26 protein-coding genes and 2 tRNA genes are annotated in these 24,759 nt (G+C 67.0%); 7 read left to right on the top strand and 21 right to left on the bottom strand.

Annotation, left to right across the window (positions count from 1 at the left end):
* Positions 1–21: 21 nt before the first annotated feature.
* Positions 22–402 (bottom strand): tautomerase family protein, encoded by a 381-nt coding sequence (locus tag ACUXVE_RS12135; protein WP_080150818.1) that lies wholly within the window; start codon positions 400–402, stop codon positions 22–24.
* Between the two features lie 560 nt (positions 403–962).
* Between ACUXVE_RS12135 and ACUXVE_RS12130 the strand changes: the two genes are divergently transcribed.
* Positions 963–1,391 (top strand): hypothetical protein, encoded by a 429-nt coding sequence (locus tag ACUXVE_RS12130; RefSeq protein WP_445514475.1) that lies wholly within the window; start codon positions 963–965, stop codon positions 1,389–1,391.
* Positions 1,392–1,445: 54 nt separating this feature from the next.
* Here ACUXVE_RS12130 and ACUXVE_RS12125 read toward each other — a convergent pair.
* The 14 genes from ACUXVE_RS12125 to ACUXVE_RS12060 all read right to left on the bottom strand — a co-directional run bounded on the left by ACUXVE_RS12125 (position 1,446) and on the right by ACUXVE_RS12060 (position 12,800).
* Positions 1,446–1,520: transfer RNA gene (locus ACUXVE_RS12125), tRNA-Val, on the bottom strand.
* A 114-nt stretch (positions 1,521–1,634) separates the two neighbouring features.
* Positions 1,635–1,988, bottom strand: coding sequence for a PilZ domain-containing protein (locus ACUXVE_RS12120; protein WP_025874071.1), 354 nt, complete (start codon positions 1,986–1,988; stop codon positions 1,635–1,637).
* Positions 1,985–2,941 carry a DNA polymerase III subunit delta' gene (locus ACUXVE_RS12115; protein ID WP_445514474.1) on the bottom strand — a complete coding sequence of 319 codons (957 nt, stop codon included), beginning with the start codon at positions 2,939–2,941 and terminating at the stop codon, positions 1,985–1,987. Before ACUXVE_RS12115 ends, ACUXVE_RS12120 begins: the two co-directional genes overlap by 4 nt.
* Complete coding sequence (gene tmk, locus ACUXVE_RS12110; protein ID WP_445514473.1) at positions 2,938–3,603, bottom strand: dTMP kinase; 666 nt, start codon at positions 3,601–3,603, stop codon at positions 2,938–2,940. Before tmk ends, ACUXVE_RS12115 begins: the two co-directional genes overlap by 4 nt.
* A complete protein-coding gene (mltG, locus tag ACUXVE_RS12105; RefSeq protein ID WP_099841998.1) occupies positions 3,600–4,661 on the bottom strand; it encodes an endolytic transglycosylase MltG in 1,062 nt (353 codons plus the stop codon). The genes tmk and mltG overlap by 4 nt, the downstream gene beginning before the upstream one ends.
* Before the next feature lie 209 nt (positions 4,662–4,870).
* Entirely contained in the window at positions 4,871–6,235 is a 1,365-nt protein-coding gene (locus ACUXVE_RS12100) for an aminodeoxychorismate synthase component I (protein ID WP_445514472.1), read from the bottom strand.
* A 92-nt stretch (positions 6,236–6,327) separates the two neighbouring features.
* Positions 6,328–7,590, bottom strand: coding sequence for a beta-ketoacyl-ACP synthase II (gene fabF, locus ACUXVE_RS12095; RefSeq protein WP_025874076.1), 1,263 nt, complete (start codon positions 7,588–7,590; stop codon positions 6,328–6,330).
* 145 nt (positions 7,591–7,735) lie between these two features.
* Entirely contained in the window at positions 7,736–7,975 is a 240-nt protein-coding gene (gene acpP / locus ACUXVE_RS12090) for an acyl carrier protein (protein WP_025874077.1), read from the bottom strand.
* A gap of 152 nt (positions 7,976–8,127) precedes the next feature.
* Positions 8,128–8,871 (bottom strand): 3-oxoacyl-ACP reductase FabG, encoded by a 744-nt coding sequence (gene fabG, locus ACUXVE_RS12085; RefSeq protein WP_093817489.1) that lies wholly within the window; start codon positions 8,869–8,871, stop codon positions 8,128–8,130.
* 82 nt (positions 8,872–8,953) lie between these two features.
* On the bottom strand, positions 8,954–9,898 hold the full coding sequence (gene fabD / locus ACUXVE_RS12080) for an ACP S-malonyltransferase (RefSeq protein ID WP_025874079.1): 945 nt from the start codon (positions 9,896–9,898) through the stop codon (positions 8,954–8,956).
* A 166-nt stretch (positions 9,899–10,064) separates the two neighbouring features.
* The gene (locus tag ACUXVE_RS12075; protein ID WP_093817488.1) at positions 10,065–10,847 is read right to left on the bottom strand and encodes a serine/threonine protein phosphatase; all 783 of its coding nucleotides are present in this window, start codon (positions 10,845–10,847) and stop codon (positions 10,065–10,067) included.
* 72 nt (positions 10,848–10,919) lie between these two features.
* The gene (locus ACUXVE_RS12070) at positions 10,920–11,897 is read right to left on the bottom strand and encodes a beta-ketoacyl-ACP synthase III (RefSeq protein WP_093817487.1); all 978 of its coding nucleotides are present in this window, start codon (positions 11,895–11,897) and stop codon (positions 10,920–10,922) included.
* A gap of 91 nt (positions 11,898–11,988) precedes the next feature.
* On the bottom strand, positions 11,989–12,183 hold the full coding sequence (gene rpmF / locus ACUXVE_RS12065) for a 50S ribosomal protein L32 (protein WP_025879386.1): 195 nt from the start codon (positions 12,181–12,183) through the stop codon (positions 11,989–11,991).
* 107 nt (positions 12,184–12,290) lie between these two features.
* The gene (locus ACUXVE_RS12060) at positions 12,291–12,800 is read right to left on the bottom strand and encodes a YceD family protein (RefSeq protein WP_049465184.1); all 510 of its coding nucleotides are present in this window, start codon (positions 12,798–12,800) and stop codon (positions 12,291–12,293) included.
* Positions 12,801–12,914: 114 nt separating this feature from the next.
* Between ACUXVE_RS12060 and ACUXVE_RS12055 the strand changes: the two genes are divergently transcribed.
* Positions 12,915–13,487 (top strand): Maf family protein, encoded by a 573-nt coding sequence (locus tag ACUXVE_RS12055; RefSeq protein WP_093817486.1) that lies wholly within the window; start codon positions 12,915–12,917, stop codon positions 13,485–13,487.
* A gap of 22 nt (positions 13,488–13,509) precedes the next feature.
* On the opposite strand, the gene ACUXVE_RS12050 is transcribed toward ACUXVE_RS12055, so the two are convergent.
* Positions 13,510–15,351, bottom strand: coding sequence for a glycosyltransferase family 39 protein (locus tag ACUXVE_RS12050; protein ID WP_093817485.1), 1,842 nt, complete (start codon positions 15,349–15,351; stop codon positions 13,510–13,512).
* A 44-nt stretch (positions 15,352–15,395) separates the two neighbouring features.
* Here ACUXVE_RS12050 and ACUXVE_RS12045 point away from each other — a divergent pair, with 44 nt between their 5' ends.
* Genes ACUXVE_RS12045 through ACUXVE_RS12030 form a run of 4 tightly spaced genes read left to right on the top strand, consistent with a single transcriptional unit; the run spans position 15,396 to position 19,762 of the window.
* On the top strand, positions 15,396–16,349 hold the full coding sequence (locus tag ACUXVE_RS12045) for an AAA family ATPase (protein ID WP_093817484.1): 954 nt from the start codon (positions 15,396–15,398) through the stop codon (positions 16,347–16,349).
* Positions 16,350–16,351: 2 nt separating this feature from the next.
* Positions 16,352–17,296, top strand: a complete 945-nt coding sequence (locus ACUXVE_RS12040) for a DUF58 domain-containing protein (protein WP_093817483.1) — start codon at positions 16,352–16,354, stop codon at positions 17,294–17,296.
* A complete protein-coding gene (locus ACUXVE_RS12035) occupies positions 17,289–19,238 on the top strand; it encodes a transglutaminase family protein (RefSeq protein ID WP_445514471.1) in 1,950 nt (649 codons plus the stop codon). The genes ACUXVE_RS12040 and ACUXVE_RS12035 overlap by 8 nt, the downstream gene beginning before the upstream one ends.
* The gene (locus ACUXVE_RS12030; RefSeq protein WP_093817481.1) at positions 19,235–19,762 is read left to right on the top strand and encodes a Slp family lipoprotein; all 528 of its coding nucleotides are present in this window, start codon (positions 19,235–19,237) and stop codon (positions 19,760–19,762) included. Before ACUXVE_RS12035 ends, ACUXVE_RS12030 begins: the two co-directional genes overlap by 4 nt.
* A gap of 121 nt (positions 19,763–19,883) precedes the next feature.
* Here ACUXVE_RS12030 and ACUXVE_RS12025 read toward each other — a convergent pair whose 3' ends face one another.
* The 4 genes from ACUXVE_RS12025 to dnaX all read right to left on the bottom strand — a co-directional run bounded on the left by ACUXVE_RS12025 (position 19,884) and on the right by dnaX (position 23,413).
* Positions 19,884–20,243, bottom strand: a complete 360-nt coding sequence (locus ACUXVE_RS12025) for a histidine triad nucleotide-binding protein (RefSeq protein ID WP_032977365.1) — start codon at positions 20,241–20,243, stop codon at positions 19,884–19,886.
* Between the two features lie 65 nt (positions 20,244–20,308).
* Positions 20,309–20,908: a recombination mediator RecR gene (gene recR, locus ACUXVE_RS12020; RefSeq protein ID WP_025879377.1), complete on the bottom strand. Its 600-nt coding sequence runs from the start codon at positions 20,906–20,908 to the stop codon at positions 20,309–20,311.
* A gap of 111 nt (positions 20,909–21,019) precedes the next feature.
* Positions 21,020–21,340, bottom strand: a complete 321-nt coding sequence (locus ACUXVE_RS12015) for a YbaB/EbfC family nucleoid-associated protein (protein ID WP_025879376.1) — start codon at positions 21,338–21,340, stop codon at positions 21,020–21,022.
* A gap of 6 nt (positions 21,341–21,346) precedes the next feature.
* A complete protein-coding gene (dnaX, locus tag ACUXVE_RS12010; RefSeq protein WP_445514470.1) occupies positions 21,347–23,413 on the bottom strand; it encodes a DNA polymerase III subunit gamma/tau in 2,067 nt (688 codons plus the stop codon).
* Between the two features lie 140 nt (positions 23,414–23,553).
* On the opposite strand from dnaX, the gene ACUXVE_RS12005 reads away from it, so the two are divergent.
* Positions 23,554–23,646 (top strand) — tRNA-Ser (locus tag ACUXVE_RS12005).
* 278 nt (positions 23,647–23,924) lie between these two features.
* On the opposite strand, the gene ACUXVE_RS12000 is transcribed toward ACUXVE_RS12005, so the two are convergent.
* Positions 23,925–24,719, bottom strand: coding sequence for an isocitrate lyase/PEP mutase family protein (locus tag ACUXVE_RS12000; protein ID WP_445514469.1), 795 nt, complete (start codon positions 24,717–24,719; stop codon positions 23,925–23,927).
* Between the last annotated feature and the right edge of the window lie 40 nt (positions 24,720–24,759).

The raw sequence follows: 24,759 nt of genomic DNA, 5'->3' as shown, positions 1-24,759 counted from the left end.
TGCGTGGATGCGCTTCGCGCATCAACTCACGTACTGCGCCACCCCATTACCGAACGACCAGTTCTCCCGCTTCACTTCCACCAGGTTGATGAACACATCCTCGCGGCGGATGCCCACCGCCGCGTGCAGTCCATCGGCAATACCGGCATACAACGCCTTCTTCTGCTCCAGCGTGCGCCCTTCGTTCCAGGTGATCTGGATGCAGATGAAATCATCGGTGCGGGCGATGCCCAGGTAACCCGGGTCGTACACCAGCGTGCCGGCGTCGTGCTCCTGGAAGATCTGGAAGCGATCGTTTTCCGGCACACCGACGGCGCGCATGGCCTGGTAGATCGCTTCGCCGACACGCTGGCGATACTCGACGGATTTACCTTTGCGAAGATCGATACGGGCGAGCGGCATGGTGGCACTCCAGGGATGGGAGGGGGCGCGGCAATGGGCCGAGATTACGCCCGCCGAGGCCGGCGGGACAGCGCACGGATGGAACCCTCTGCTTCCATCGATGGCATGCGCCGCGCGGAGTGACGTGATCGCCACGTTCGTGCATGCAGGGTGACGCCAAGCCCAGGGACAGCGCGGCCGGTGGTTTACGCCATCAGTGATGCGCCGCACGGCGTGCGGGTGCTGTCACGCACAGATCGGGGAACTCGCGGTACGCCCGGGTGCAGTTGCGAAATTTCCTTACAGACCAGTGTGATTGTTCGACTCGATGATCGCCGGGCCGAGGCAGGTTGCCTTGGCCGGGATTGGCGTCTCGAATAAACGAACAGGCTCACTGGATGCTGCGATTTCTATCGCAGCAATGAGAATGCACCGACTGCCTTCAATGGCGGGCGGTGTGTGGGGATCGCAGGATCCGCCAGGCCTTTTCTCCCTGTGAGCCTTTCTGCCTCGGTACGCCAACCCGCACCGTCCGCCACCTTCTCTTTGGAAGGTGGCTCTATGCCAGTGAGGGTTCCGCCATGACCAACAACACCGTCCTCTTCCCGCGCCTGCATGCCCTGATCGGCGACATCGCCAGCGACGTTCCCAGAGACCTCGCACGCGAGATCGAGTGCGCACTGAAGGAGCAGCAGCTCCCTCCCGCGCAGCCGATGTTCTTCACCTTCCTGGATGCGATCCGCAGGGGAGATGGCGAAGACGGCCAGCCGTGCACCACGCAGAGGCTCAACGCACAGACCCTCGCCTCCCTCGGCCGTTCACTGTCCGCACTGACCGCCGTGCTCGATCTTCTGCACGCGGCAGAGCGCGCACGCGTGGACGGAAATACCGACGAGCAGATCTGCGACTTCCATCGAAATGGTCTGCTGCTGGCCGCGCGCCAGATCGCGCATGCCGCGCAGACAGGTCTCGGCGATGCGATCACAGCGGTGGCAAACCAGCCCGGGTAAATCGCAGGCAACAAAAAAGCCCCCATCGCTGGAGGCTTCTTTCGTTCTGCAACATGGTGGGCGGTACAGGGATCGAACCTGTGACCCTTGCCGTGTGAAGGCAATGCTCTACCGCTGAGCTAACCGCCCGGTGTGTTGCTGAGCCGCTCATTATAGGGGCTTTTCAGAGACCGTCAACAGTTTTCACATTCGTGTTCACGCGCGTTTCCAGAGGCCGCCGGGCATGGCCCGGCGCTAGCGGAATCACATCGTATGCGTCGGCTTGTCCGAACCGGTCAGGCCGGCCAGGATCGTTTCGATCTTGTGGCGCACCGTCTCGCCTTCCTGGCCATCGGCCAGCTGCACGCCGATGCCGGCGGTGCGGTTGCCCTGCGCACCGGCCGGGGTCACCCAGATCACCTTGCCGGCCACCGGCAGGCGCTCGCTGGAATCGGGCAGGGTCAGCAGCAGGAACACCTCATCGCCCAGGAAATAACGCTTGGGCGTGGGCACGAAGATGCCGCCATTCTTCACGAACGGCATGTACGCGCTGTACAGCGCGGCTTTGTCCTTCACTGCCAGGGACAGGATGCCCTGGCGGGCGTTGCTGGCACTCATCGATTTCCCCTTGCGGCAGGCCGCTCGTTCACCTTGTTCCAGGCCAGCAGCAACTCGACCACCGCAAGGTCTGCGCGCACGGTGGTGCGCAGCAGGTCGCGGGTGCGGTTGGCCGCATCGAACCAGGCTGCAAGCTTGTGCAATCGCTCCGGCGTGGTCAAGGCATCGGTGCTGGCCTGGGCCAGCGCCAGGTCGGCGGCGAAGCGCAGGCGCAGCGCCGCGTTGTCATCGGCGCACCACTTCTGCGCCAGCTCCACCGCGCCGGCCTTGCCGGCAGCCAGCTGCTCCAGCTCACGGCCGATCTCCCGACGCAGGCTCAGGCCATCCTCGCGCAGCCAGTTGTCGGCCTGCCCGGGGTGGCCGCGTGCTGCATCCAGTGCCTCGCGCGCGGCCGCTTCGCTGTGGCCCTGCTGCTGCAGCCAGGCCAGCGCTTCCTCGCGCGGCGGCAGCTTGAATTCCAGGCGCTGGCAGCGGCTGCGCACGGTCTGCGGCAGGCGCGCCGGGTCACTGCTGATCAACCATAGGTAACGCCCGGGCTGCGGTTCTTCCAGGGTCTTCAGCAGCGCATTGGCGGCCGAACGGTTGATGGCATCGGCCGGGTCGACGATCACCACCTGCGCCACGCCGTACTGCGGGGTCAGCGCCAGCTTGTTGCTGATCTCGCGCACCTGCTCGATCACGATCTCGGTGCGCAGCTTGTCGCCGCTCTTGTTGGGAATGAAGCTGATCAGCTGCAGGTCGGGATGCGTGCCGGCGGCAATCAGCTGCCGGGTGCGGGTGGCATGCGCGCCATCCCCGCGTGCCAGCACGTGGTCGGCCAACGCCAGGGCCACCTCCCGCTTGCCCAGCCCGGCCGGGCCACAGATCAGCAGGCCATGGCCCAGCCGATCCGCATCCAGTGCAGCCACGGTCTGGTCGAACGCGCGCTGCTGCCAGGGCGAGAACGTACTCATGCGCCCTCCCCTTGCTGCAGCCAGCGCTCGACACGCGCAACCACATCGGCGGCCACGCGCTCCTGCACCTGGCCTGCATCAACCAGCGCGAAACGCTGCGGGTCCTGCTGTGCGCGGCTGCGGAACACTTCGCGCACGCGCTGGAAGAAATCGTCCTGCTCGCTTTCGATGCGGTCCGGCCACAGGTCGCGGCTATTGGCACGCGCACGGCCGACGGCCACGTCCACGTCCAACAACAGGGTCAAGCCGGGCAGCAGGCCAACGGCGCGGCGCTCCAGGTCGGCGATCCACTGCGGGTCGAGGCCGCGACCGCCGCCCTGGTAGGCATAGCTGGAATCGGTGAAACGATCGCTGAGCACGTAGGCGCCGCGCTGCAGCGCCGGCTGGATCACCTGGCGCACATGCTGCGCGCGTGCGGCGAACACCAGCAGCAGCTCAGCCTCGGCACTGAGCCTCTCGGCAGCAATCTCGGCATCGGGCTTCAGCACCAGGCCGCGGATGCGCTCGGCCAGCGGCGTGCCACCGGGCTCGCGGGTCAACACGACCTCATGGCCGTGGCGCCGCAGGCACTCGCGGATGGCGTTGATGGCGGTGGTCTTGCCCGCGCCCTCGCCGCCTTCCAGGCTGACGAAACGGGGATGGCGAAACAGCGCGGAACTCATTGCGCCGGAGTCTCCTGGGTGCGTTGCTGGCGCAGCTGCTGCAGGTAGCGGGCTACGGCGGCGTTGTGTTTGTCCAGGCTGGGCGAGAACACGTGTGCGCCACTGCCATCGCCCACCGCGACGAAGTACAGCGCATCGCCCGGTGCCGGCTGTGCGGCGGCCATCAGCGCGTCGCGGCTGGGCATGGCGATCGGGGTCGGGGTCAGGCCAGAGCGGGTGTAGGTGTTGTAGGGCGTATCGGTGGTCAGGTCGCGGCGGCGGATGTTGCCGTCGTACGCCGCGCCGATGCCGTAGATCACGGTCGGATCGGTCTGCAGGCGCATGCCGATCTTCAGGCGGCGCATGAACACGCCGGCAATCTGCGGTCGCTCGCTGGCCAGCGCGGTTTCCTTTTCGATGATCGACGCCAGCGTCAGCAGCTCGTAGGGCGTGTTGATCGGCAGATCCGGCGCGCGGCTTTCCCAGGCTTCGTCCAGCGCTTTTTCCATCGCGCCGTGGGCACGCTTGAGCACGTCCAGGTCGCTGTCGCCGCGCTGGTAGACGTAGGTTTCCGGCAGGAACCGGCCTTCCGGATGCTGGCCGGCGAAACCGAGGCGGTCCATCAGCGCTGCGTCATCGAGGGTATCGGTGGTGTGCAGCAGCGGATCGGCACGCTTGAGCGCGGCGCGCAGCTGGCGGATGTTCCAGCCTTCGATGATGGTGACGCGGTGCTGCAGCACCTTGCCCGCGCGCATGCGCAGCAGCAGCTCGCGCGGGGTCAGGTCCTTGCTCAGTGCGTACTCGCCCACTTTCAGCTTGCCGGCGGCATCGAGCTGGCGCGCCAGCAGCTGCCACTGGGTGTCCTGGCCCTCGTCTACGCCGGCCTCGCGCAGCTTGCGCAGCACGCTGTTCATGCCATCGCCGCTGGCGATGACCACGCTGTCCGCACTGGGGGTCAACGGCACGTCGGCGAACTGGCTCTGCTTGTAGAAGAACCACGCGCCCGCGCCGGCCACGATGGCGGCCAGCACCAGCAGCAGCGTTACCACCAACAGACACCCGCGCTTGGCTCCCGCCATGGACTACCTCTGAACTCGATTCCGTCGTGCAGGATACCGTGCCCGGCGGGGCGGGGTCATGACCGGGGGCACGCGTCCGTGCCGACCAACGGTCGGCACCCACCCGCCATCTCCAGTAGATCCACGCCATGCGTGGATGAACGGCCATGGGGGCATCCGTGCCGACCAACGGTCGGCACCCACAAGCCATGCCCGGCGGCGGCAATCGATCACCCCTGCTGCCCCAGCGCCCGCAGCAGGCCGCGGGCCTTGGCCCGGGTTTCGTCCAGTTCCTTGTCCGGGTCCGAGTCGACCACGATGCCGGCTCCGGTGCGGAAGCTGACCTCGTTGCCGTCCACCTCGGCGGTGCGGATCAGGATGTTCAGGTCCAGGTCGCCATCGCGGTTCAGCCAGCCGAACGCACCGGTGTACGCGCCGCGTGGCACCTGCTCCAGTTCGCTGATGATCTGCATGCAGCGCACCTTCGGGCAGCCGGTGATGGTGCCGCCGGGGAAGGTGGCGGCGATCACCTCGCCCGGGGTGACGTCCGCGCGCAGTTGGCCGCTGACGTTGCTGACGATGTGGTGCACGTGGGCGTAGCTTTCCACGGTCATCAGCTCGTCCACCACGACCGTGCCGGGCAGGCAGATGCGCCCCAGATCGTTGCGCTCCAGGTCGATCAGCATCACGTGTTCGGCGCGCTCCTTGGGATGGCCGACCAGTTCCTGGATGCGCGCGGCATCGTCGTCGCCCTCGAAGCGCGGGCGGGTGCCGGCGATCGGGCGGGTCTGTGCGTGGCCGCCATGCACCGACACCAGCCGTTCCGGCGACGAGCTGACCACATGCCGGCCGTGCGCACTGAACAGGCCGGCAAACGGCGCCGGATTGGCCCGCCGCAGCTGCGCGTACAGCGCCTGCGGGCTGACCGGTGCTGCAAAGTGCGCGCTCCAGCGCCGCGACAGGTTCACCTGGAACACGTCGCCGGCGCGCAGGTAGTCGATCACCCGGCGCACACCCTCGGTGAAGCGCTGCGGCTCGTCTTCGCTGACCGACTGTGGCGGCTGCCAGCCCTGCCCGGCCGGCGGCAGTTCACCCGCTACCAGCGCTACCAGCGAGTCCAGCAGCGCTTGCTCGCCCGCTTCGGCAACGAGGAAGCTGGCGTCGGCCTGGTGGTCGTGCAGCACGGCGGCCGGGCAGCGCAGGGCAAGTGCGGTCGGCCGGCCGTCATCGCGCGCGCGCGCCGGCAGCACCGGTTCGACCTGGCTGGCCACCTCGTAATCGAGCATCAGCGCCCAGCCACCGCGGAACGGCAGCGCGTGGCCGCCGTCGTGCGGCAACCGCCGTGCCTGCCATGCGCGGTCCAGCGCCTGCAGGAAGCTGCCAGGCTGCACCGCGCCGTGCTGGTCGCGCACCTGGCCATCGGCGTCCAGCTGCAGCGTATCGCCCTGCGCGGCCAGCAGCAGGCTCCAGCGGCCCTGCGCAGTGCCCGAGGCGGTGGACTCCATCAGCAGCGGGAAACGCGCCGGGTCGCGCTGCTGCAGGGCCAGCAGGTCGATCGGGTGCGGCAGCGGGTGGATCAGCGGGGCGTGGGTCATGGCAGCCAGTTCGGGAGACGGATACACGGAAGCCGCCTTGCGGCGGCCTCGTGGTTGGCCGAGCCGAGCATGGCTCGACCCTACCGGTGCGATCAGACGCGCTTGAAGATCAGCGTGCCGTTGGTGCCGCCGAAACCAAAACCATTCGACATCACCACGTCGACCTTGGCCTGGCGTGCTTCGTTGGGCACGTAGTCCAGGTCGCAGCCTTCGCCCGGCTGCTGCAGGTTGATGGTCGGCGGAATCACGTTGTCGCGCATTGCCAGCACCGAGAAGATCGCTTCCACGCCGCCGGCAGCGCCGAGCAGGTGGCCGGTCATCGACTTGGTGGAGCTGACCATCATCTTGTAGGCGTGGTCGCCGAAGGCGGTCTTCATCGCCATGGTCTCGCCGAGGTCGCCCAGCGGGGTCGAGGTGCCATGCGCGTTGAGGTAGCCGACCTGTTCCGGGGTGACACCGGCGTCCTTCATGGCCATGGTCATGCAGCGCGCAGCGCCTTCGCCGTTCTCGCTCGGCGCGGTCATGTGGTACGCGTCGGAGCTGGCGCCGAAACCGGCCAGCTCGCAGTAGATCTTCGCACCACGCGCCTTGGCGTGCTCGTACTCTTCCAGGATCAGGATGCCGGCGCCGTCGCCCAGCACGAAGCCGTCACGGTCCTTGTCCCACGGGCGCGAGGCCTGTTCCGGAGCATCGTTGCGGGTGCTCATCGCCTTCATCGCGCAGAAGCCGCCCAGCGCCGTCGGCGAGGAGCCGCGCTCTGCACCGCCGGCCACCATCACGTCCGCATCGCCGTACTGGATCATGCGCATGGCGGTGCCGATGGAATGGTTGGAGGTGGCGCACGCCGAGACCGCCGAGAACGACGGGCCCTTCAGGCCGCTGATGATGCTCAGCTGGCCCGGCAGCATGTTGATGATGGTCTTGGGCACGTAGAAGGGAGAGATCTTCTTCCCTTCGTGGAATTCGATGGTCTGCTCTTCGATGCCGAGCAGGCCGCCGATGCCAGCGCCAACGATGGCGCCGATGCGGTCGGCATTGGCGTCGGTGATCTCCAGGCCCGAATCATGCAGGGCCATGAAGGCGGCACCGAGGCCGTAATGGATGAACGGGTCCATCTTCTTGGCATCCTTGCCGCTGACCCGGTACTTGCCGAACAGTTCGTTGTCGGCGGTGATGTCAAAGCCTTTGACCTCACCTGCGATCTTGGTGGTGAACCGTTCCAGGTAGGCATCAGAAACGTTGGTCAGCGGACCGATGCCCGAACGACCGTGGGTGATGCCTTCCCAGCTGCTGGCCAGATCATTGCCCAACGGCGAGACCATACCCAGGCCGGTTACGACGACGCGACGCTTCATTGCTGATTCTCCTGACCCGAACGTTCTTTGCGGGTAACGCGGTTTACTTCGGTGTGGTGCGCAAACACACGGGGCCGCAAACAGCGGCCCCATGGGGTGTCGTGCGCGCCGGACGCAACGCCCGCACGCGCACTGACGTCCTGCATCAGGCCTTGACGTGGGCCGTGATGTAGGTGATCGCAGCCTGCACGGTGCTGATCTTCTCGGCTTCTTCGTCCGGGATCTCGCACTCGAATTCTTCTTCCAGCGCCATCACCAGCTCGACGGTGTCCAGCGAGTCAGCGCCCAGGTCATCGACGAACGATGCGCTGTTGGTGACTTCTTCTTCCTTGACGCCAAGCTGTTCGATGACGATTTTCTTGACGCGTTCTTCGATGGTGCTCATGGGATATCGCTCCAGATGGAGTAGTGGTTCAAAAGTGGTCGCCATCAAAGGCGATGGCCGTGGGATAGTGTAGTGGAAACCGGCGTGACCTTGCATTGCAGCAAAAATCCTCGCAGATCAACCACTTGCGGCGCGATCCCTGCGCCCCTTGCTTACGGCATGTACATGCCGCCGTTCACATGGAGAGTTTCGCCGGTGATGTAGCCGGCAGCCGGGCTGGCCAGGAACGCCACCGCATGGGCGATGTCCTCCGGCGAACCCAGGCGTTCGAGGGCGATGTCGCCGATCAGCGCGGTACGCGCTTCTTCCGGCAGCGCCTTGGTCATGTCGGTGTCGATGAAGCCCGGCGCGACCACGTTGACGGTGACCCCGCGCGAGCCGATTTCCTTGGCCAGCGACTTGGAGAAACCGATGATGCCGGCCTTGGCGGCGGCATAGTTGGCCTGGCCGGCGTTGCCGGTCACGCCCACCACCGAGGCGATGTTGATGATGCGGCCCTTGCGCGCCTTCATCATGCCGCGCATGACGGCCTTGCTGGTACGGAACACGCTGGTCAGGTTGGTGTCGATGATCGACGCCCAATCGTCTTCCTTCATGCGCATCAGCAGGTTGTCGCGGGTGATGCCGGCGTTGTTGACCAGGATCGAGATCGGGCCGAATTCCTTGGCGATACCGTCAAGCACGGCATCGAGCGCAGCGGCGTCGGTGACGTTCAGCGCGCGGCCGTGACCGCCGTGGGCAGCCAGGCGCTCGCCGATCGCGGTGGCGCCGGACTCGGTGGTGGCGGTACCGATGACGGTGGCGCCCTGGGCGGCCAGCAGATCGGCGATGGCGGCACCAATGCCACGGCTGGCACCGGTAACCAGTGCGATTTCACCCTGCAGGGGCTTGCTCATGATGTTTTCCTCAGGCTGGGGCGGCCGCCGCACCCGTGCCGCTTGCAGCGGCTACCGGCACGGTCGGCAGGAACAGGGGCAATCAGGCCGACCACGTCTCGCGGGCGGTTTCGAAGTCGCCCGGGGTGGCCAGGGAACGGCCGTCGATGGCCTTGTCGATGCGCTTGACCAGACCGGTCAGCACCTTGCCCGGGCCGCACTCGGCAATCCGGGTGACGCCACGGGCGGCCAGCGCCTGCACGCAGCCGGTCCACTGCACGGGCTGGTACAGCTGCTGCACCAGCGCGGCGCGGATCGCGTCCACGCCGTCGTGCACCTTGGCATCGACGTTCTGCACCACCGGCAGCTGCGGCAGCTGCCAGGACAGGCCGGCCATCACTTCGGCCAAGCGGTTGGCGGCTTCGCGCATCAGCGGGGTGTGCGAGGGCACGCTGACGGCCAGCTTGACCGCCTTGCGCACGCCCTTCTCGGCCAGCAGCGCCAGCGCCCGGTCGACCGCGGCAGCGTCGCCGCCGATCACGATCTGGCCCGGCGAATTGAAGTTGGCCGGAACGACCACCTGGCTGCCGGCAGCTTCGGCGCAGACGTCCAGCACCAGCTGGTCTTCGGCACCGAGCACGGCGGCCATGGCGCCGACACCCGCCGGAGCGGCGTCCTGCATCAGCTGGCCACGCAGGCGCACCAGGTGCGCACCGTCGTGCAGGCTGAGGGCGCCGGCGGCGACCAGGGCGGTGTACTCACCCAGGCTATGGCCGGCCAGGACCGACGGACGCGGACCGCCCACGGCGTTCCAGGCGCGCCACGCACCGATGCTGGCGGCCAGCAGGGCCGGCTGGGTGTATTCGGTACGGTTGAGCATTTCCTCCGGGCCGCCCTGGGACAACGCCCACAGGTCGACGCCGGCACCATCGGATGCCTCGGTGAAGGCCTCACGCACCTGCGGGTGCAGTTCGGCCAGCTCGGCCAGCATGCCCACAGACTGCGAGCCCTGGCCGGGGAAGACAAAAGCGAGGGTGGATACGGTCACGCGGTCATCCGCTTGTTGCAATCGAAGCGGGCCATGATAAGGGGGAACATGCCGTGTCGTCTGTACGTGCGCGTATGCACGGCGTATGGACAGTGCCGCGATACGGGGTCCGCCGGGCATAGCCCGGCGCTACCGGTAGCGCCGGGCCATGCCCGGCGGACCGCGATCAGCAGAGCAGCTGCAGGATGTCCAGCTCGCCGTCGGCAAACCAGTCCATGCACAGGCCGACCACCATCAGCAGGCCCAGCGTGGTGGCACCGTGGGTGATGAAGATGGAGTGGGCCAGCGCACGCGCCGACCGCCCCAGCTTCATGCACACCCGCGCCAGGCGCTGCAGACGGCCACTGACGGCGTGCACATGCGCACGCACCGGTGCCTGCACCCCGTTCATCGCCTCGGCCATCATCGCCTGCAGGCGTTCGGGGCGGTCCGCGTAGTACTTGGCCACGCCGTAGCCGAACATCAGCCAGTCACGCGCCTGCGCTTCGGCCAGGTCCATGACTTCCAGCGGGTCTTCCTCGAAGTCGATGAAACCGACGTTCTGGCCATCCCAGGTCAGGTTGCGCGGCAGCGGCTGGCCGAAATAGGCGCCACGCGCGTGTGCTTCGGCGATGGCCTGCATTGCCGCGGCCACGAGGCGATCGCGACCGGCATCATCGGCCTCGCGCAGGCAGGTATTGAACGAGCTGCCGTTGTCGCCGATCACCAGCGCGGCATGGCCGCTGCCGATCACCGCGGGCACGTTCACCCCCTGCGCCTGCAGTTCCGCCAGCCGGCGGGCCTCGGTTTCGCGCGCGGCGTCGCCACCGCGGTGCGGCGGCGGGCGCAGGGCATCGAGATGGAACCGGCGGGCAACAAAATTGAGCAGGCCCAGGGCCACTGCTCGGCTTCCTTCGCCGTACTGCTTCAGCCAGGCGCGCTGCCCTTCGATGACGATGGGCTCAACCATGACAGTCTCCTTTAACGCATTACGGCCCCAGAGGGGCCGTAACGACGGTTCACGATGTCGTAACTGGCACTATCAATAGCGCAGCAGGGCCGAACCCCACGTGAAGCCACCACCGAAGGCTTCCAGCAGCAGCAGCTGGCCGCGCTCGACCCTGCCGGAACGAACGGCAGCATCCAGTGCCAGCGGCACCGAGCCGGACGAGGTATTGCCGTGCTTGTCGACGGTGACCACGACCTGGTCCATCGACATCTCCAGCCGCTTGGCGGTGGCCTCGATGATGCGCAGGTTGGCCTGGTGCGGGATCAGCCAGTCCAGGTCGGACTTGGTCAGGCCGTTGGCATCCAGGGTTTCGTCCACGACCGAGTCCAGCGCCTTGACGGCGTACTTGAACACGTCGTTGCCCTTCATGTTGATGGTGCCGCCACCGTTGGTGCCTTCACCGAAACCGACCGAAACGCCGACCGGATTCCACAGCAGCTCTTTCTTGCTGCCATCCGAATGCAGGTGGGTGCTGAGGATGCCGGTTTCTTCGTCGGCCTTGAGCACGACAGCGCCCGCGCCATCACCGAACAGCACGCAGGTGGTGCGGTCTTCCCAGTCGACGATGCGGGTCAGGGTTTCCGCGCCGATCACCAGCACATGGCGGGCATCACCGGAGCGGATGAATTTGTCAGCCACGCTGAGCGCGAACACGAAGCCCGAACAGGCTGCGTTGACGTCGAAAGCGGGGCAGCCGCTCACACCGAGCTTGGCCTGGATCAGGCACGCGGTGGAGGGAAAGATCAAATCAGGAGTGGTCGTACCGACCACGATCATGTCGAGCTGCGAAGCGTCGATACCAGCGGCTTCGATCGCACGCAGCGCGGCCTGGTAGCCGAGATCGCTGGTGGTTTCGCCTTCGGCAGCGATGTGCCGTTCACGGATACCGGTGCGCGTCTGGATCCACTCGTCCGAGGTCTCGACCATTTTTTCCAGGTCGGCGTTGGTCAGGACTTTTTCCGGCAAATAGCTGCCGGTGCCCGCGATCCTCGAGTAGATCCGCTTGCTCATCATGTTTCCTGTTGCACGAGCCGCCGTTCACCGGCGGGCCCGGGAAAGAAGGCGAAGGCCGCTGCCCAGCGGGCAGCGACCTTCCGGCACATCAGTCTTCCTGGACAGCCGAAGACTTGGTCTGGATGACCTTCTTGCCGCGGTAGAAACCGTCAGCAGTGATGTGGTGACGCAGATGCACTTCGCCGGTGGTCGGGTCGGTCGACAGCTGCTTGGCGCTCAGGGCGTCATGCGAACGACGCTGGCCGCGACGGGACGGGGTAACACGGGATTTCTGGACAGCCATGGGATTGCTCCAAACTCGGTTCGTTTTGCTTCGTCGTTTCGTCGCACAGGACGCCAGCGCCCAGCACACTTTTCGCTTTCGCCGCAGCCGCCGACGACAACCGGCTGCTATTGTTTCTTCAATGCCGCCAACGCCGCGAACGGATTGGCCTTTTCAGTTTCTTCTTCGGTCGGCGCCCAGTCCTTGTCGACTGCCTCGCCGTCCGGCGACAGCGGTACCACAGGCACCGCCAGCACCAGTTCGTCTTCGACCAGGTCCAACGGACGCAGCTGGCCATCTTCCGGCACCAGCAACGCCTCGTATTCCTCCGGCAAGGACGATTCCTCGTCCTCGTCGCGGATCAGGCCAAGCCTCTGGGTCATCTTCACCGGCAACAGGAAACGCTGCATGCTGCGCTGACAGGTCAGCGGCAACGCGGTATCGATGGTCAGTTCCACATAGGATACCCGCAAGATCTCGTCGCGACCGAATTCGAGCGAGTAATTACACTCACCCTCGGTATCGGCGACAAGCCCCTGCAGGCGAGTCAATTCAGCCAGGGCTACCTGACCGTCGAAGCGCCTTCGCGCTACGACCATCCGCCAGGCATCCAGCGTTTCGGGCACGTTCGCGGACATAAGCCGCCGAATATTAAGGATCGGCCGCTCCTGTGTCAAATGACTGCCACGAAAGGCTTGCTGTGGCTGGCGTTGGCGGGCCAGACTGCCGCGCCCCCGCCCCGGAATTCCCGCATGCCTGCCCTGGTCCTGGCCTCCACCTCCCGCTACCGCCGCGATCTGCTGGAACGGCTGGGCCTGCCCTTCGACTGCGCACGCCCGCAGGTGGATGAGACTCCGGAGACCGACGAGGCGCCGCTGGCGCTGGCGGCACGCCTGGCCGGCGCCAAGGCGGCCGACGTGGCCGCCCGCCATCCCGGCAGCTGGGTGATCGGCTCGGACCAGGTGGCCGACCTGAACGGGCAGGCGCTGGGCAAACCGGGCACGGTGCAGGCCGCCTGTGCGCAGCTGGCGGCGATGTCCGGGCAGACAGTGCGCTTCCACACGGCCATCAGTCTCACCCGTGACGGAGAATCTTTTTCGGCAATGGATATGACCCAGGTGCGCTTCCGCGCGCTGCAGGCAGCAGAGATCGCCCGCTACGTGGCCAGCGAGCAGCCACTGGACTGCGCTGGCAGCTTCAAGTGCGAAGGCCTGGGCATCAGCCTGTTCGAGGCCATCGACAACCGCGACCCGACCGCGCTGATCGGGTTGCCGCTGATCGCGCTGTGCGGATTGCTGCGCCGGGCCGGATTCGCGGTGCCATAACCCCGGCACGAGGCACGCTGCCTCAGCGCGTTTCAACCACGAAGGGCTGCTCCTGCCACAGCTCCACGCTGCCATCGCGACCGTGCAGGCGCAGGCCCAGCCAATGCTTTCCCGGTGCCAGCGCCGTGGTATCGAGTGTTGCATCGAAGCCGACAGCCGGGTGGTGCGGATCGGTGCTGTCCGGCCAGGCGTGGCGGATATCGAACACCCGTCCATAGGTGGCGTCGCCGATCGAACGACCATCCACCAGCACTTCAACCCGCGACAGGCCAACGCCCTCCTTGAATGCCCAGCCCTTGATCGCCAGCGTCCCGTTCACCACGTCTCCATTGGAGGGGGTATCCAGCCAGGCCAGCGCAGGTGCGACGCATGGCCCCTGGGCGCGCTGCACCGGCAGGCGGAACAGCAGGAAGCGCTGGAATCCGTGATCGCTGCTGACCACGCGCGGTGGCGGCAGCGGCCCGACCTGTTCGCAGATGGCGTGATAGCGGGTGAGCAGATCGCGGAAACGCTGATCGCTGGGCGACAGCACCAGCAGCATCGGCACGTCGCGCTCGCCCTCATGCACCTGGCCCCATTGCGCCAACTGCGCGGTGCGGCCGTGTTTGTCGTTGAGCGGATGCGGCAGCACGTCGATGTCACCACGACCCAACTGGAAGCCCAGTTCGGCGCCCACCTTGAAGTTCCCGGCCAGCACGCGGCTGCCTTCCGGCATCTGCTGCAGTTCCTCGCGGACCGCAGCAGCCAGCGGCTGCCAGCCGGCGAAGTTGCGCGGGTAGTACTTGTCGCCTGCCAACTGCTCGCGCAGCGATGACGAGGACGCCATCAGGTAATAGCCGAAGGCCAGCACCATGCCCAGCCCGGCCAGCCACCAGCCGGTACGCCGCAACCAGCGTGGCCAGCCGTTGAGGATCACCGGCACCGCCACCAGCAGGGCCAGGTAACCCGGCAGCGGCCAATGGAAGCTGATGCGTTCGACATCGGTGAAGAAGCCCAGGGCGAAGATGCCCAGCGTCGATACGCCACCGACCAGGCCGAAATAGCGCCACTGCACGCGCGCGCCGCCGCCGTTGCGGGTACCGGCCAGCGCAACTTTCCACATCGCGATGCACAGGACGGGTGTCACCAGCATCGGCTGGATGATCAGGAACCACAGGCCACGCCACTCGAATGCCCACGGGTGGCGCTCGACCACCTGGAACTTCAGGCCGGCATCGTGATTGTCGGCATTCCAGGCCAACAGCGGCAGCCATGCCAGTACGCCAACGGCCAAGGCCACCCATACGCGCGGATCGGCCAGCATGCGCCGGCCCTGCGGCAGCGCCAGCAAAGCGATGAAGCCGACCCCGATCACGCCGATGAAGCGATAGTGGCTGAGCGCACCGATCAGCAGGCCCAGCGCCAGCTTCACTGCCGAGGAGGCATCAACGTTGCGCAGCAGGCGTGCGCCAGCGTCCAGGCACAGCACCGCCGCCAGTGCCATCGGCACATCCGGTACGGCCAGCAGGCCCAGCGTGGCCGACAAGGGCATCAACAACGTCAAGCTGCCGGCCTGCCAACCGGCAACATTGCCGAACCAGCGTGCCGCAATGCGCGATACCAGCAGCGGCAGCAGTGCGCCAATGGCCAGGAACGGCAGTCGCAGCGCCAGCACATGCTGGCCTCCGACCTCGACACCCAGCCGGGTCAACCACGCCGTCAGTCCCGGCAGATCCGAGTAGGCGGCAGCCAGATGCTGGCCTTCCTGCCAGTAGAACGCCTCATCGACGAACAACGGCAGGCGTGCGGCCACGGCAAGCTTGGCCGCTGTGACGAGCGTCCATAACCAGAGAAAAATCGTACGTGCGCGCTGTTCGCCCTGCATTGCTCTATGGATAGAATCGACCGGTTACCGAACTTGAGACGACCATGACAGCTTCGTCCCCCATGCCCAGCATGCTAACCGATCAACTGCGCCAGTCCCTGCGCAATGCGCAGGACCAGGTCAATGCACTGGTGCTGGGCAAGGCGCACGAGGTGCGGTTGGCCTTCGTGGCTCTCCTCTCTGGCGGCCATCTGCTGATCGAAGACCTGCCTGGTCTCGGCAAGACCACATTGGCCCACGCACTGGCCAGCAGCCTGGGGCTGAGCTTCCAGCGCGTGCAGTTCACCTCCGACCTGCTGCCTGCCGACGTGCTCGGCGTATCGGTGTACGACGCCGGCAGCCGCCAGTTCCAGTTCCATCCCGGGCCGGTGTTCACCCACGTGCTGCTGGCCGACGAGATCAACCGGGCGCCGCCGCGCACGCAGAGCGCCCTGCTGGAAGCGATGGCCGAACAGCAGGTCACCCTCGACGGTCAGACACACGCCCTGCCCGATCCGTTCTTCGTGATCGCCACGCAGAATCCGGTGGATCTGTCGGGCACCTTCCCGTTGCCCGACTCGCAACTGGATCGGTTCCTGCTGCGGCTGGCGATGGGCTATCCCAGCGCGCAGGCCGAGCGTGAACTGCTGCGCGGCAGCGATCGTCGCGACCTGATCGCCCGCGCGCTGCCGCAGCTGGACGACAACCAGGTCCGCACGCTGCGCGAAGCCGTCGGCCAGGTACATGTCAGCGATGCGCTGGTGGACTACGTGCAGGCCCTGCTGACCCGCAGCCGCCAGCACGCTGGCGTACGCGTGGGCTTGTCGCCGCGCGCCGGCCTGGCCCTGCTGCGTGCCGCCAGGGCACATGCGCTGCTGCTCGGCCGTGGCCACGTCGTGCCCGAAGACGTGCAGACCCTGTTCGTGGCGGTGGCAGGCCACCGCCTGGTGGGCGAAGCCGAATCCAGCACGGGGCCGGCGCTGGCACGGGCGATCCTGCAGACCGTCGCGGTCGATTGACGATGGCATCGCATGCCCGGCGACTGTTGCAGCTGGCACGCCCACGTACGCCGGAATCGCTGCCGCAGCGACTGGACCGCCGGCGCATCTATGTGCTGCCCACCCGTTTCGGCCTGTTTGTGGCCTGCCTGCTGGTGGCGATGCTGCTGGGCGCGCTGAACTACAACAACAACCCGGCCCTGTTGCTGGCGCTGCTGCTGGCCGCAGCGGCGATCGCCAGCACCATCGCCGCACACCTGCAGCTGTCGGGCGTGCATATCGATGCGATCTCCGCCGAGCCGGTACCCGCCGGGCAACCGCTGCGCCTGCGCATGGACCTGTCGTTGCGCGACCCACGGGCACGCCACGGCCTGCACCTGCAACTGGGGAACAGCCAAGCGTGGCTCGACCTGCCCGCCCACGGCCGCGGTGAAGCCGAGCTGGAAGTACCCAGCGAACGCCGTGGCTGGCTGGAACTGCCCCGCATCCGCCTGTCCAGCACCCAGCCGCTTGGCCTGGTCAGGGCATGGTCATGGGTGTGGCCTGAAGAACCCCTGCTGGTCTACCCGCAGGCCGAAGCGAAGGCGCCGCCGTTGCCACAGCAGGGTAACGACCCTCTGCACACCCGCGCCCACGCCAATGGCGAGGAACTGCACCAGCTGCGCCCATATCGCGCCGGGGACCCACCGCGCAGCATTGCCTGGAAACATTCGGCACGCCGCGACACGCTGCTGGTACGCGAGTATGAAAAGCCGATAGGGATCGAGGTCGTGCTGGACTGGCGCGCACTGGCCCCCTTGGGCCAGGAGGCCCGCATCGCGCGCCTGGCTCGCTGGGTGGAGAGCGCCGAGCGAGAAGGGCGTCGCTACACGCTGCTGCTGCCGATGCAGCCGCCGATCGGCCCCGGCCAGGGCGCCGGCCACCACCATCTGTGCCTGCGTGCGCTGGCGCTGCTTCCCCATGACTGAGCCTGCCCTGCTGCTGGACCGCAATACCCGCACGTGGACGCTGGCCAGCGCCGCACTGGCCTTGTTGCCGCTGCTGCTGCAGCTGCCCACCACATTGGCCGCGTTGATCGCCGTGGCGGCGCTCGCCACCGCGGCGCTGTCACAGCGCGGCATGCTGCCGATACCGGTGCGGGTACTGCTGGTGCTGGGAATGCTTGCCGCCATCGTCTGGCAGATGGGCGCGGTGCGCCCCGGCCGCGATACCGGATGCGCGCTGCTGGCGGCGATGCTGGCGATCAAATCCAGCGAGCTGCGCAGCCTGCGCGATGCACGCAGCCTGCTTGGCTTTGCCTTGTTCTCACCATTTGCTGCCTTCCTGCTCGACCAGGGGCCGCTGACCACCGTGCTCGCCGTGCTGGCCGGCGTCAGCGCCCTGATTGCGCTGCAGCGGCTGGCGCAGGGTGAAGGCCGCAGCGCGCCGCCGCCGCTGACCACGCAGCTGCGTGGCGTTGGTCGCCTGCTGCTGATCGGCCTGCCGTTGGCGCTGGCCTGCTTCTGGCTGTTCCCGCGGTTGGCCACGCCGCTGTGGGGCATTCCCGAGCGCGCCGTCGGCACACCGGGGCTGTCGGACACGATGGAGCCGGACAAGTGGCTGGACCTGATGGCCGACGACACCCCGGCCCTGCGCGCGCAGTTCTTCGGCGCGGTTCCAGCGCCGGCACAGCGCTACTGGCGCGGTCCGGTACTGACCCGCTTCGATGGGCATGTCTGGCGACGCGACCGCCGTACCGAAGGCCTGCCGCCAGCGATCGTCGAACACGGCACGGAGGGCTGGGACTACCAGATCGATTACGAACCCACCGACCGTCGCCAACTTGTCGCGCTGGATCTCCCCACCGCCGCACCAGAGGGCAGCCGGCTGGATGCAGCCCTGAGCCTGAGCAGCGACCGCGCATTGTCCGCACTGAGCCGGTGGCGCCTGCACTCGGCTCCGCCGCAGCGCTTCGATGCCATGCTGTCGCCGTACCAGCGTCGCGCTGCGCTGCAGTTGCCGGAAGGCTTCAACCCACGGACGGCAACCCTGGCCCGGCAGTGGCGGCAGGAAGCGGGAAGCGACGATGCCGCCGTGGTCCGTCGCGCCCTGGCGTGGATCACCGCGGACTTCTCGTACACGCTGGAAACACCGGCCGCCGGGCGCGATCCGGTCGATGCATTCCTGTTCGACTACAAGGCCGGCTACTGCCAGCATTTCAGCTCGGCCTTCGTGGTGCTGATGCGCAATGCCGGCATTCCGGCGCGGGTGGTCACCGGGTTCGCCGGCGGCACGCGCAACCCGATCGGCGACTACTGGGTGCTTCGACGGATGGACGCCCACGCCTGGGCTGAGGTGTGGCTGCCGCAACGCGGCTGGGTACGCATCGATCCGACAGCGGCAGTCGCACCCGAGCGCATCCTGGACACGCTCGACGATCGCCTGCAGGCCGGGGCCGATACCGGCCTGCAGCACCGCTGGCTGCAACTGGGCCAGGTCGGCGACTGGATGCGCAGGGGCTGGAACGAGCTGGTGCTGTCGTTCGACGCGCGCCGCCAGCAGCAGCTGCTGCAACCGTTCGGGCTGGACGACCTCGGCCCTGGACAGCTGCTGGCCGGCTTCGTGATGGCCGCGTTGCTGGCGCTGGCATGGATGGCATGGCTGCTGGCCCGTGGCGAACGCGAGGGTGACCCGCTGCTGCGCGCCTGGCACCGGTTGGGGCAGCGCTATGTACGGCTGGGGCTGGGCCGCGAACCGCACGAACCGGCCCTGCACTGGGCCCGCCGGGTCCACGCGCAGCGCCCCGACCCGGCCCTGATCACACTCAGCCAGCGTTTCGCTGATGCACGCTACGCTGGCACTTGTACCGAGCTCGCCCCATTATTGCGGGACCTGCGCAGGCATCGCCCGACTTCCGGAGCCTCCCCATGAATACCAAGTTCCTCCTCACCGCCGTGGCCACCCTGGCCCTGTCGGCCTGCGCCACGGCCCCCAAGCCGCTGCAGGGACAGTTCAGCCTGGTTTCCCCGCGCGACTCGGTTGCCACCCAGCAGGTCGGCACGCCGGTGCGCTGGGGTGGCCGGATCATCGAAACCAAGCCTGGCCAGGGCGAGACCTGTTTCCAGATCATCTCGCGCCCGCTCAACGGCAGTGGCCGCCCGAACACCACCTCTTCCGATGCCAGCGACGGCCGCTTCATCGCCTGCCGCGCCGGCTTCTACGATCCGGCCGTGTTCGAAGCCGGCCGCGACGTGACCTTCATCGGCAAGATCGATGGCTACGCCAACACACGTATCGGCGATTACGACTACCGGCTGCCGAAGCTGTCTGCCGACGTGATCTATCTGTGGCCGGAGCAGCGCCAGGTCGATGTGGTGCCCTACCCCTACGGGCCGTGGGGCCCGGGCCCGTATGGCCCGTACTGGGGTGGTTACCGCGGCTGGGGCTGGTGGTAGTCCAGGCCCGGTACGCATGATGCACAAGGCCGCCCATCGGGCGGCCTTTTTTCATCCACGCATGCCATGGATCGACAGCGCACCAACAACAGTAGATCCACGCCATGCGTGGATGGCCGCCTCAACGCCCTGGCGTACCGAAGTGACCCAGCGGCGCGCCAGCCAGCAGATGCATGTGGATATGGAACACGGTCTGCCCGGCATCTTCGCGGCAGTTCATCACGATGCGGTAGCCGTCCTGCGCGAAACCTTCCCGACGCGCGTACTCGGCGGCGGCCAGCGCCAACTTGCCGATCAGGTGCGCCTGCGACGGCTGCAGGTCATCCAGGGTTGGAATGATCTCGTTCTTCGGAATGAACAGCACGTGCACCGGCGCCTGCGGTGCGATGTCCTTGAACGCCAGCACGTCGTCGTCTTCATAGACGATGGTGGCCGGGATCTCGCGACGGATGATCTTGCTGAAGAGGGTTTCGCTGCTCATGGTCGGCCTCGGCGGGGTGTCCCCGCATTGTAGGCCGGTAACGCCGGGGCATGCCCGGCATCGACTCAATCGCGCACTTCGCTGCGGGTGCCGAACGCGTGAGACAGCGTGCCGCGATCGACATACTCCAGCTCACCGCCGAGCGGCAGGCCCTGCGCCAGTCGACTCGGCCGCACCTGGCGGGCACGCGCCAGCTGCGCGAGATAGTGCGCGGTAGCTTCGCCTTCGACGGTGGCGCTGGTGGCAATGATCAGTTCCTGCACTTCCGCCTCGGCCAGGCGCTGCTCCAGCTGCTCCAGACCCAGCTCGCGCGGGCCGATGCCATCCAGCGGCGACAGGCGCCCCTGCAGCACGAAGTAAACACCGCGATAGCCGGTGGCGTTCTCGATCGCCAGGCGGTCAGCCGGCGATTCCACCACGCACAGCTGGCTGCGCTCGCGGCTGCCATTGGCGCAGGTCGGGCACAGCTCGGTTTCGCTGAAGTCGCGGCACTGCGCACAGTGACCGATGCGTTCAACCGCCTGCGCCAGCGTCTCGGCAAGGCGTTTGCCACCTTCGCGCTCGCGTTCGAGCAGGTGGTAAGCCATGCGCTGCGCCGTCTTCTGGCCTACGCCAGGCAACACCCGCAGTGCATCGATCAGTTGTTCAAGCAGGGGTGCGGACACGGCGGCGTGTTCTGTAGAGCCGAGCGTGCTCGACTGGAAATTGCGGGCAATCGAGCACGCTCGACGCTACACAGTGCATGGCACCCGGCAGTGCGGGTGCCACGCAGGGCATCAGAACGGCATCTTCATGCCCGGCGGCAGCTGCATGCCGGCGGTGGCCGAACCCATCTTCGACTTCGACTCGGCATCGATCTTGTTGGACGCATCGTTGAAGGCGGCGGCGATCAGGTCTTCCAGCATTTCCGGGTCACTGGCCAGCGACGGATCGATGCGTACCTTGCGGCACTCCTTGGCACCGGTCAGGGTGACGCTGACCATGCCGCCACCGGCGCTGCCGGTAACTTCGATCTTGGCGATTTCTTCCTGGGCCTTCTGCAGGTTTTCCTGCATCTTCTGGGCCTGCTGCATCAGTTGGGCGATATTGCCGCGCATGTCGTCTTACTCGTCAAAAGAACGGATGGAATCGGAAACAACCCGGGCGCCGTGCTGCTGGATCAGCAGCTGGACTTCCGGGTCGTCCATGAAAATGGCCTCGGCAGCCTGCTGCCGCTCGCCACGCTGGCGGTCGGCGCGCTGGTGCAGGGTCTCGGCCGGGACCTGCTCGGTTTCCACGGTTTCGACCACGATCTTCAGCGCGTGGCCAAGGGACTTTTCCAGCACCTCGCCCAACGCTGCCAGCGCGCGCTCGGAGCGCAGGTATTCAAATCCGGGCGAAAGGCCCAGTTTCAAGACCCCATGCTGGCAACTGATGAAGGCCGCGTTGGCCGCAAGCTGTCGCGACGGACCGCTCAGGCCACTGTTGGCGACCAGATCCAGCCAGTCCTCGGCACAGGCCAGCTCGCTGACGCTGCCTGCCGGCGAGGCTTTTTCCCTCGCCGCAACCGGTGCCGGGGCGATGTCGATACCTTCGGCACGGAACGGACGCTCCGGCGCGGCAACCGCCTCTGCACTCGGCCGCGAAGCCGACGCCGGCGGCTCGTGCCACGGCGCGACCATGGCCGCGTCGGGGGTTGCCATCTCCGCCGCCAGCGCTTCATCGCGCGCGCCCGCCTCATCGGTCGCCCACGGCGGCAGGTCGTCAGCGTCGACGGACGCCTTGCCGGTAGCGGCCTCGGACGCCGACTGCGCCTTCATCGGCGGCGGCGAGCCGGGCTCCTCGATCGGAACCGGTTCAGGTTCAGGCGTCGGATCCGGTTCCGGGGTCGGCTCAGGTTCGCGCTGTGGTGCCGGGTTCGGCGTCTGCGCGGCTGCCTCCGCCAACACGGGGGCCGCAATTGCCTGGGTGATCGCTGCGGCTTGTGGCGCCGCAGCAGCGGCCGGTGCAGCTCCTTCGTGGCTGCCAGCAAGGCCGCCCCCGGCCTGACCCATACCGGTCGGCGCGCGGCCACCGGTGGATTCCGGCGCACGCGGCACCGACGGCACGGCAGCCGCAGGGCGGAACGCCAGCATGCGCAGCACGGCCATTTCAAAGCCGGCGCGCGGGCTGGGCGCCAACGGCAGATCGCGACGGCCATTCAGCGCCATCTGATACCAGAGCTGGACCACTTCCGGGCGCAGGCGTTCAGCAAACGCGCTGGCATCCAGTCCCTCGGCAGCGGCGGGCGCGCCCGGCACCAGTTGCTGCACCTGGATGCGATGCAGGCCCTCGGCCAGCGCATCAAGCACCCCGCTCCAGTCCGGCGAGAACTCGGCCAGCGCCGCCACCACCTGCAGCAGGCGCGGGCCATCGCCATCGGCCAGGGCATCGAGCATGGCCGCCACCTGGGTGCGGTCGACCGTGCCCAGCATGGTGCGCACCACGTCCTCGCGCAGCGCACCGCCGGCATAGGCAATGGCCTGGTCGAGCAGCGACAGGCCATCACGCAGGCTGCCGTCGGCGGCCTTGGCCAGCTGCACGATGGCGGACGGGTCCGACTCGATCTCCTCGGCGGTGAGGATGCGGGTCATCTGCCCCTGGATCTGGTCTTCATCCAGGCGTTTGAGGTTGAACTGCAGGCAGCGGCTGAGCACGGTGACCGGCAGCTTCTGCGGGTCGGTGGTGGCCAGCAGGAACTTCACATGTTCCGGCGGTTCTTCCAGGGTCTTCAGCAGCGCATTGAACGCGGCCTTGGACAGCATGTGCACTTCGTCGATCAGGTACACCTTGTACTTGCCACGCGAGGGCATGTACTGGGCGTTTTCGATCACCTCGCGCACATCGTCCACGCCGGTGTTGGACGCGGCATCGATTTCCAGCAGGTCGATGTAGCGACCGGCGTCGATGTCCAGGCAGGCCGCGCACTGGCCGCAGGGATCGGCACTGGTGCCCTGTTCGCAGTTCAGCGACTTGGCGAAGATGCGCGCGATCGTGGTCTTGCCCACGCCGCGGGTACCGGTGAACAGGAACGCATGGTGGACCCGGCCGCTGTCGAGCGCATTGCTGAGCGCACGGACCACGTGTTCCTGGCCCACCAGCTCGGCAAAACGCTTCGGACGCCACTTGCGGGCAAGGACGAGATAGGACATCAGGCCACCGTCTTCCATCGGATGTTCCATTGTGCCACGCCTGTCCAGCCCTCTCGCCCTGCAAACCAGTGCTTGTGTCCTGCCGCTGCGCCCGCTAGAATCTGCGCCCCTGCTGAGGCGTTTGCCGATGGCAGGGATCCGGAGAGGTGTCCGAGTGGTTGAAGGAGCACGCCTGGAAAGTGTGTAAGCGTCTAAACCGCGCTTCGGGGGTTCGAATCCCCCTCTCTCCGCCAGATAACTGAAAAAGGCTGCCCTTAGGGGCGGCCTTTTTCAGTTATCTGGCTGGGGACGCGAAGTGCGCTGCGCGCGCTTCGCCGCAAACGTTGCTGCGCAACGTTCGGGCCCCTCCCTTCGCCTGCCTCTCCCCGCCCCTGTCGGGGCAGCCCCTCAACAGAGGGGCTTGTTCCTCCAGCTACGGCAGTAGATCCACGCCATGCGTGGATGCCTCGGCCCGGTCGCATCGACTACCCGCCCGTGGTCGAGCCTGTCGGCGCGCACCGCCTTGGCGCCCTCACCTGTCGCTGAACAGCTGGTTCAAGGCCGCATAGCCCGGTGCGCCCTCGGGCATCGCCATCACTCCGCCGAGAAAATCCGTGGTCGCCGCAGCCATCGCCGCCCATGCATGCATGAACAAGGCCGGGCCCGCGCTCAGCCGCCGCACGCCGGCCTGCGACAGCGCAGCGAACGGCGCCATCCCTGGCAGCCACATCAGGTTGAGAGGCAGCGACACGCCGCTGGCAACTGCAGCAGCCTCGTCCAGCGCGCGAAGCCCGGGCACGAAGCCGCCGTCGGCACCGGCACGTGCATAGGCCTGCAGCCGATCGATGCTCATCCTGACCGCCTCATCCTCTTCAGCCAGGCCGCGCAGATACACATCGGTGCGCGCATTGATGAACAGCGGTCGTCCGCCCAGCGCCGAACGGATGGCGGTGATCTTGTCCACCAGCGCCGCAGGGCTGCCGGCACCGTCTTCGATGTTGATCCCTGCCGCACCCGCCTCCACCAGGCGCAGCACCCGCTCAGCGACCGCATCGGGGACATCGCTGTAACCGTCCTCGATATCGACCGTGACCGGCAGCGAGGTCACACCAACAATTTCTGAAACCCGCTGCAGCAGCGCGGTATCCGGCAGCGCACCGCCATCGGCATAGCCACAGGACCACGCCATGGCAGCACTCGATGTTCCCACCGCGACGGCTCCCAGCTGCTGGACCAGGCGGGCGCCACCGGCATCCCATACGTTGGGCAACACGTAGAGACCGGCGCGTTGATGGAGTTGAACGAAGTTCTGGTGAACGTTGGACATGGAACCTCCTGATGACGGGCACCCGCAGTCTGCGTCCGGA

This window comes from Stenotrophomonas sp. 3(2025), from assembly GCF_052665395.1.
This window is presented reverse-complemented; position numbering and strand designations above follow the sequence as displayed.

Excerpts from the sequence above, each read along its gene's own strand:
- ACUXVE_RS12025 (WP_032977365.1), bottom strand. The coding sequence starts at position 20,243 with ATGAGCAGCGAAACCCTCTTCAGCAAGATCATCCGTCGCGAGATCCCG.
- tmk (WP_445514473.1), bottom strand. The coding sequence starts at position 3,603 with ATGAGTTCCGCGCTGTTTCGCCATCCCCGTTTCGTCAGCCTGGAAGGC.
- ACUXVE_RS12060 (WP_049465184.1), bottom strand. The coding sequence starts at position 12,800 with ATGTCCGCGAACGTGCCCGAAACGCTGGATGCCTGGCGGATGGTCGTA.
- fabG (WP_093817489.1), bottom strand. The coding sequence starts at position 8,871 with ATGAGCAAGCCCCTGCAGGGTGAAATCGCACTGGTTACCGGTGCCAGC.
- acpP (WP_025874077.1), bottom strand. The coding sequence starts at position 7,975 with ATGAGCACCATCGAAGAACGCGTCAAGAAAATCGTCATCGAACAGCTT.
- ACUXVE_RS12120 (WP_025874071.1), bottom strand. The coding sequence starts at position 1,988 with ATGAGTGCCAGCAACGCCCGCCAGGGCATCCTGTCCCTGGCAGTGAAG.
- fabF (WP_025874076.1), bottom strand. The coding sequence starts at position 7,590 with ATGAAGCGTCGCGTCGTCGTAACCGGCCTGGGTATGGTCTCGCCGTTG.
- ACUXVE_RS12070 (WP_093817487.1), bottom strand. The coding sequence starts at position 11,897 with ATGAGCAAGCGGATCTACTCGAGGATCGCGGGCACCGGCAGCTATTTG.
- ACUXVE_RS12040 (WP_093817483.1), top strand. The coding sequence starts at position 16,352 with ATGGCATCGCATGCCCGGCGACTGTTGCAGCTGGCACGCCCACGTACG.
- ACUXVE_RS12015 (WP_025879376.1), bottom strand. The coding sequence starts at position 21,340 with ATGCGCGGCAATATCGCCCAACTGATGCAGCAGGCCCAGAAGATGCAG.
- rpmF (WP_025879386.1), bottom strand. The coding sequence starts at position 12,183 with ATGGCTGTCCAGAAATCCCGTGTTACCCCGTCCCGTCGCGGCCAGCGT.
- ACUXVE_RS12045 (WP_093817484.1), top strand. The coding sequence starts at position 15,396 with ATGACAGCTTCGTCCCCCATGCCCAGCATGCTAACCGATCAACTGCGC.
- ACUXVE_RS12075 (WP_093817488.1), bottom strand. The coding sequence starts at position 10,847 with ATGGTTGAGCCCATCGTCATCGAAGGGCAGCGCGCCTGGCTGAAGCAG.
- ACUXVE_RS12115 (WP_445514474.1), bottom strand. The coding sequence starts at position 2,941 with ATGAGTACGTTCTCGCCCTGGCAGCAGCGCGCGTTCGACCAGACCGTG.
- ACUXVE_RS12055 (WP_093817486.1), top strand. The coding sequence starts at position 12,915 with ATGCCTGCCCTGGTCCTGGCCTCCACCTCCCGCTACCGCCGCGATCTG.
- ACUXVE_RS12030 (WP_093817481.1), top strand. The coding sequence starts at position 19,235 with ATGAATACCAAGTTCCTCCTCACCGCCGTGGCCACCCTGGCCCTGTCG.
- ACUXVE_RS12135 (WP_080150818.1), bottom strand. The coding sequence starts at position 402 with ATGCCGCTCGCCCGTATCGATCTTCGCAAAGGTAAATCCGTCGAGTAT.
- ACUXVE_RS12050 (WP_093817485.1), bottom strand. The coding sequence starts at position 15,351 with ATGCAGGGCGAACAGCGCGCACGTACGATTTTTCTCTGGTTATGGACG.
- ACUXVE_RS12100 (WP_445514472.1), bottom strand. The coding sequence starts at position 6,235 with ATGACCCACGCCCCGCTGATCCACCCGCTGCCGCACCCGATCGACCTG.
- ACUXVE_RS12035 (WP_445514471.1), top strand. The coding sequence starts at position 17,289 with ATGACTGAGCCTGCCCTGCTGCTGGACCGCAATACCCGCACGTGGACG.
- mltG (WP_099841998.1), bottom strand. The coding sequence starts at position 4,661 with ATGGCGGGAGCCAAGCGCGGGTGTCTGTTGGTGGTAACGCTGCTGCTG.
- ACUXVE_RS12000 (WP_445514469.1), bottom strand. The coding sequence starts at position 24,719 with ATGTCCAACGTTCACCAGAACTTCGTTCAACTCCATCAACGCGCCGGT.
- ACUXVE_RS12130 (WP_445514475.1), top strand. The coding sequence starts at position 963 with ATGACCAACAACACCGTCCTCTTCCCGCGCCTGCATGCCCTGATCGGC.
- dnaX (WP_445514470.1), bottom strand. The coding sequence starts at position 23,413 with ATGTCCTATCTCGTCCTTGCCCGCAAGTGGCGTCCGAAGCGTTTTGCC.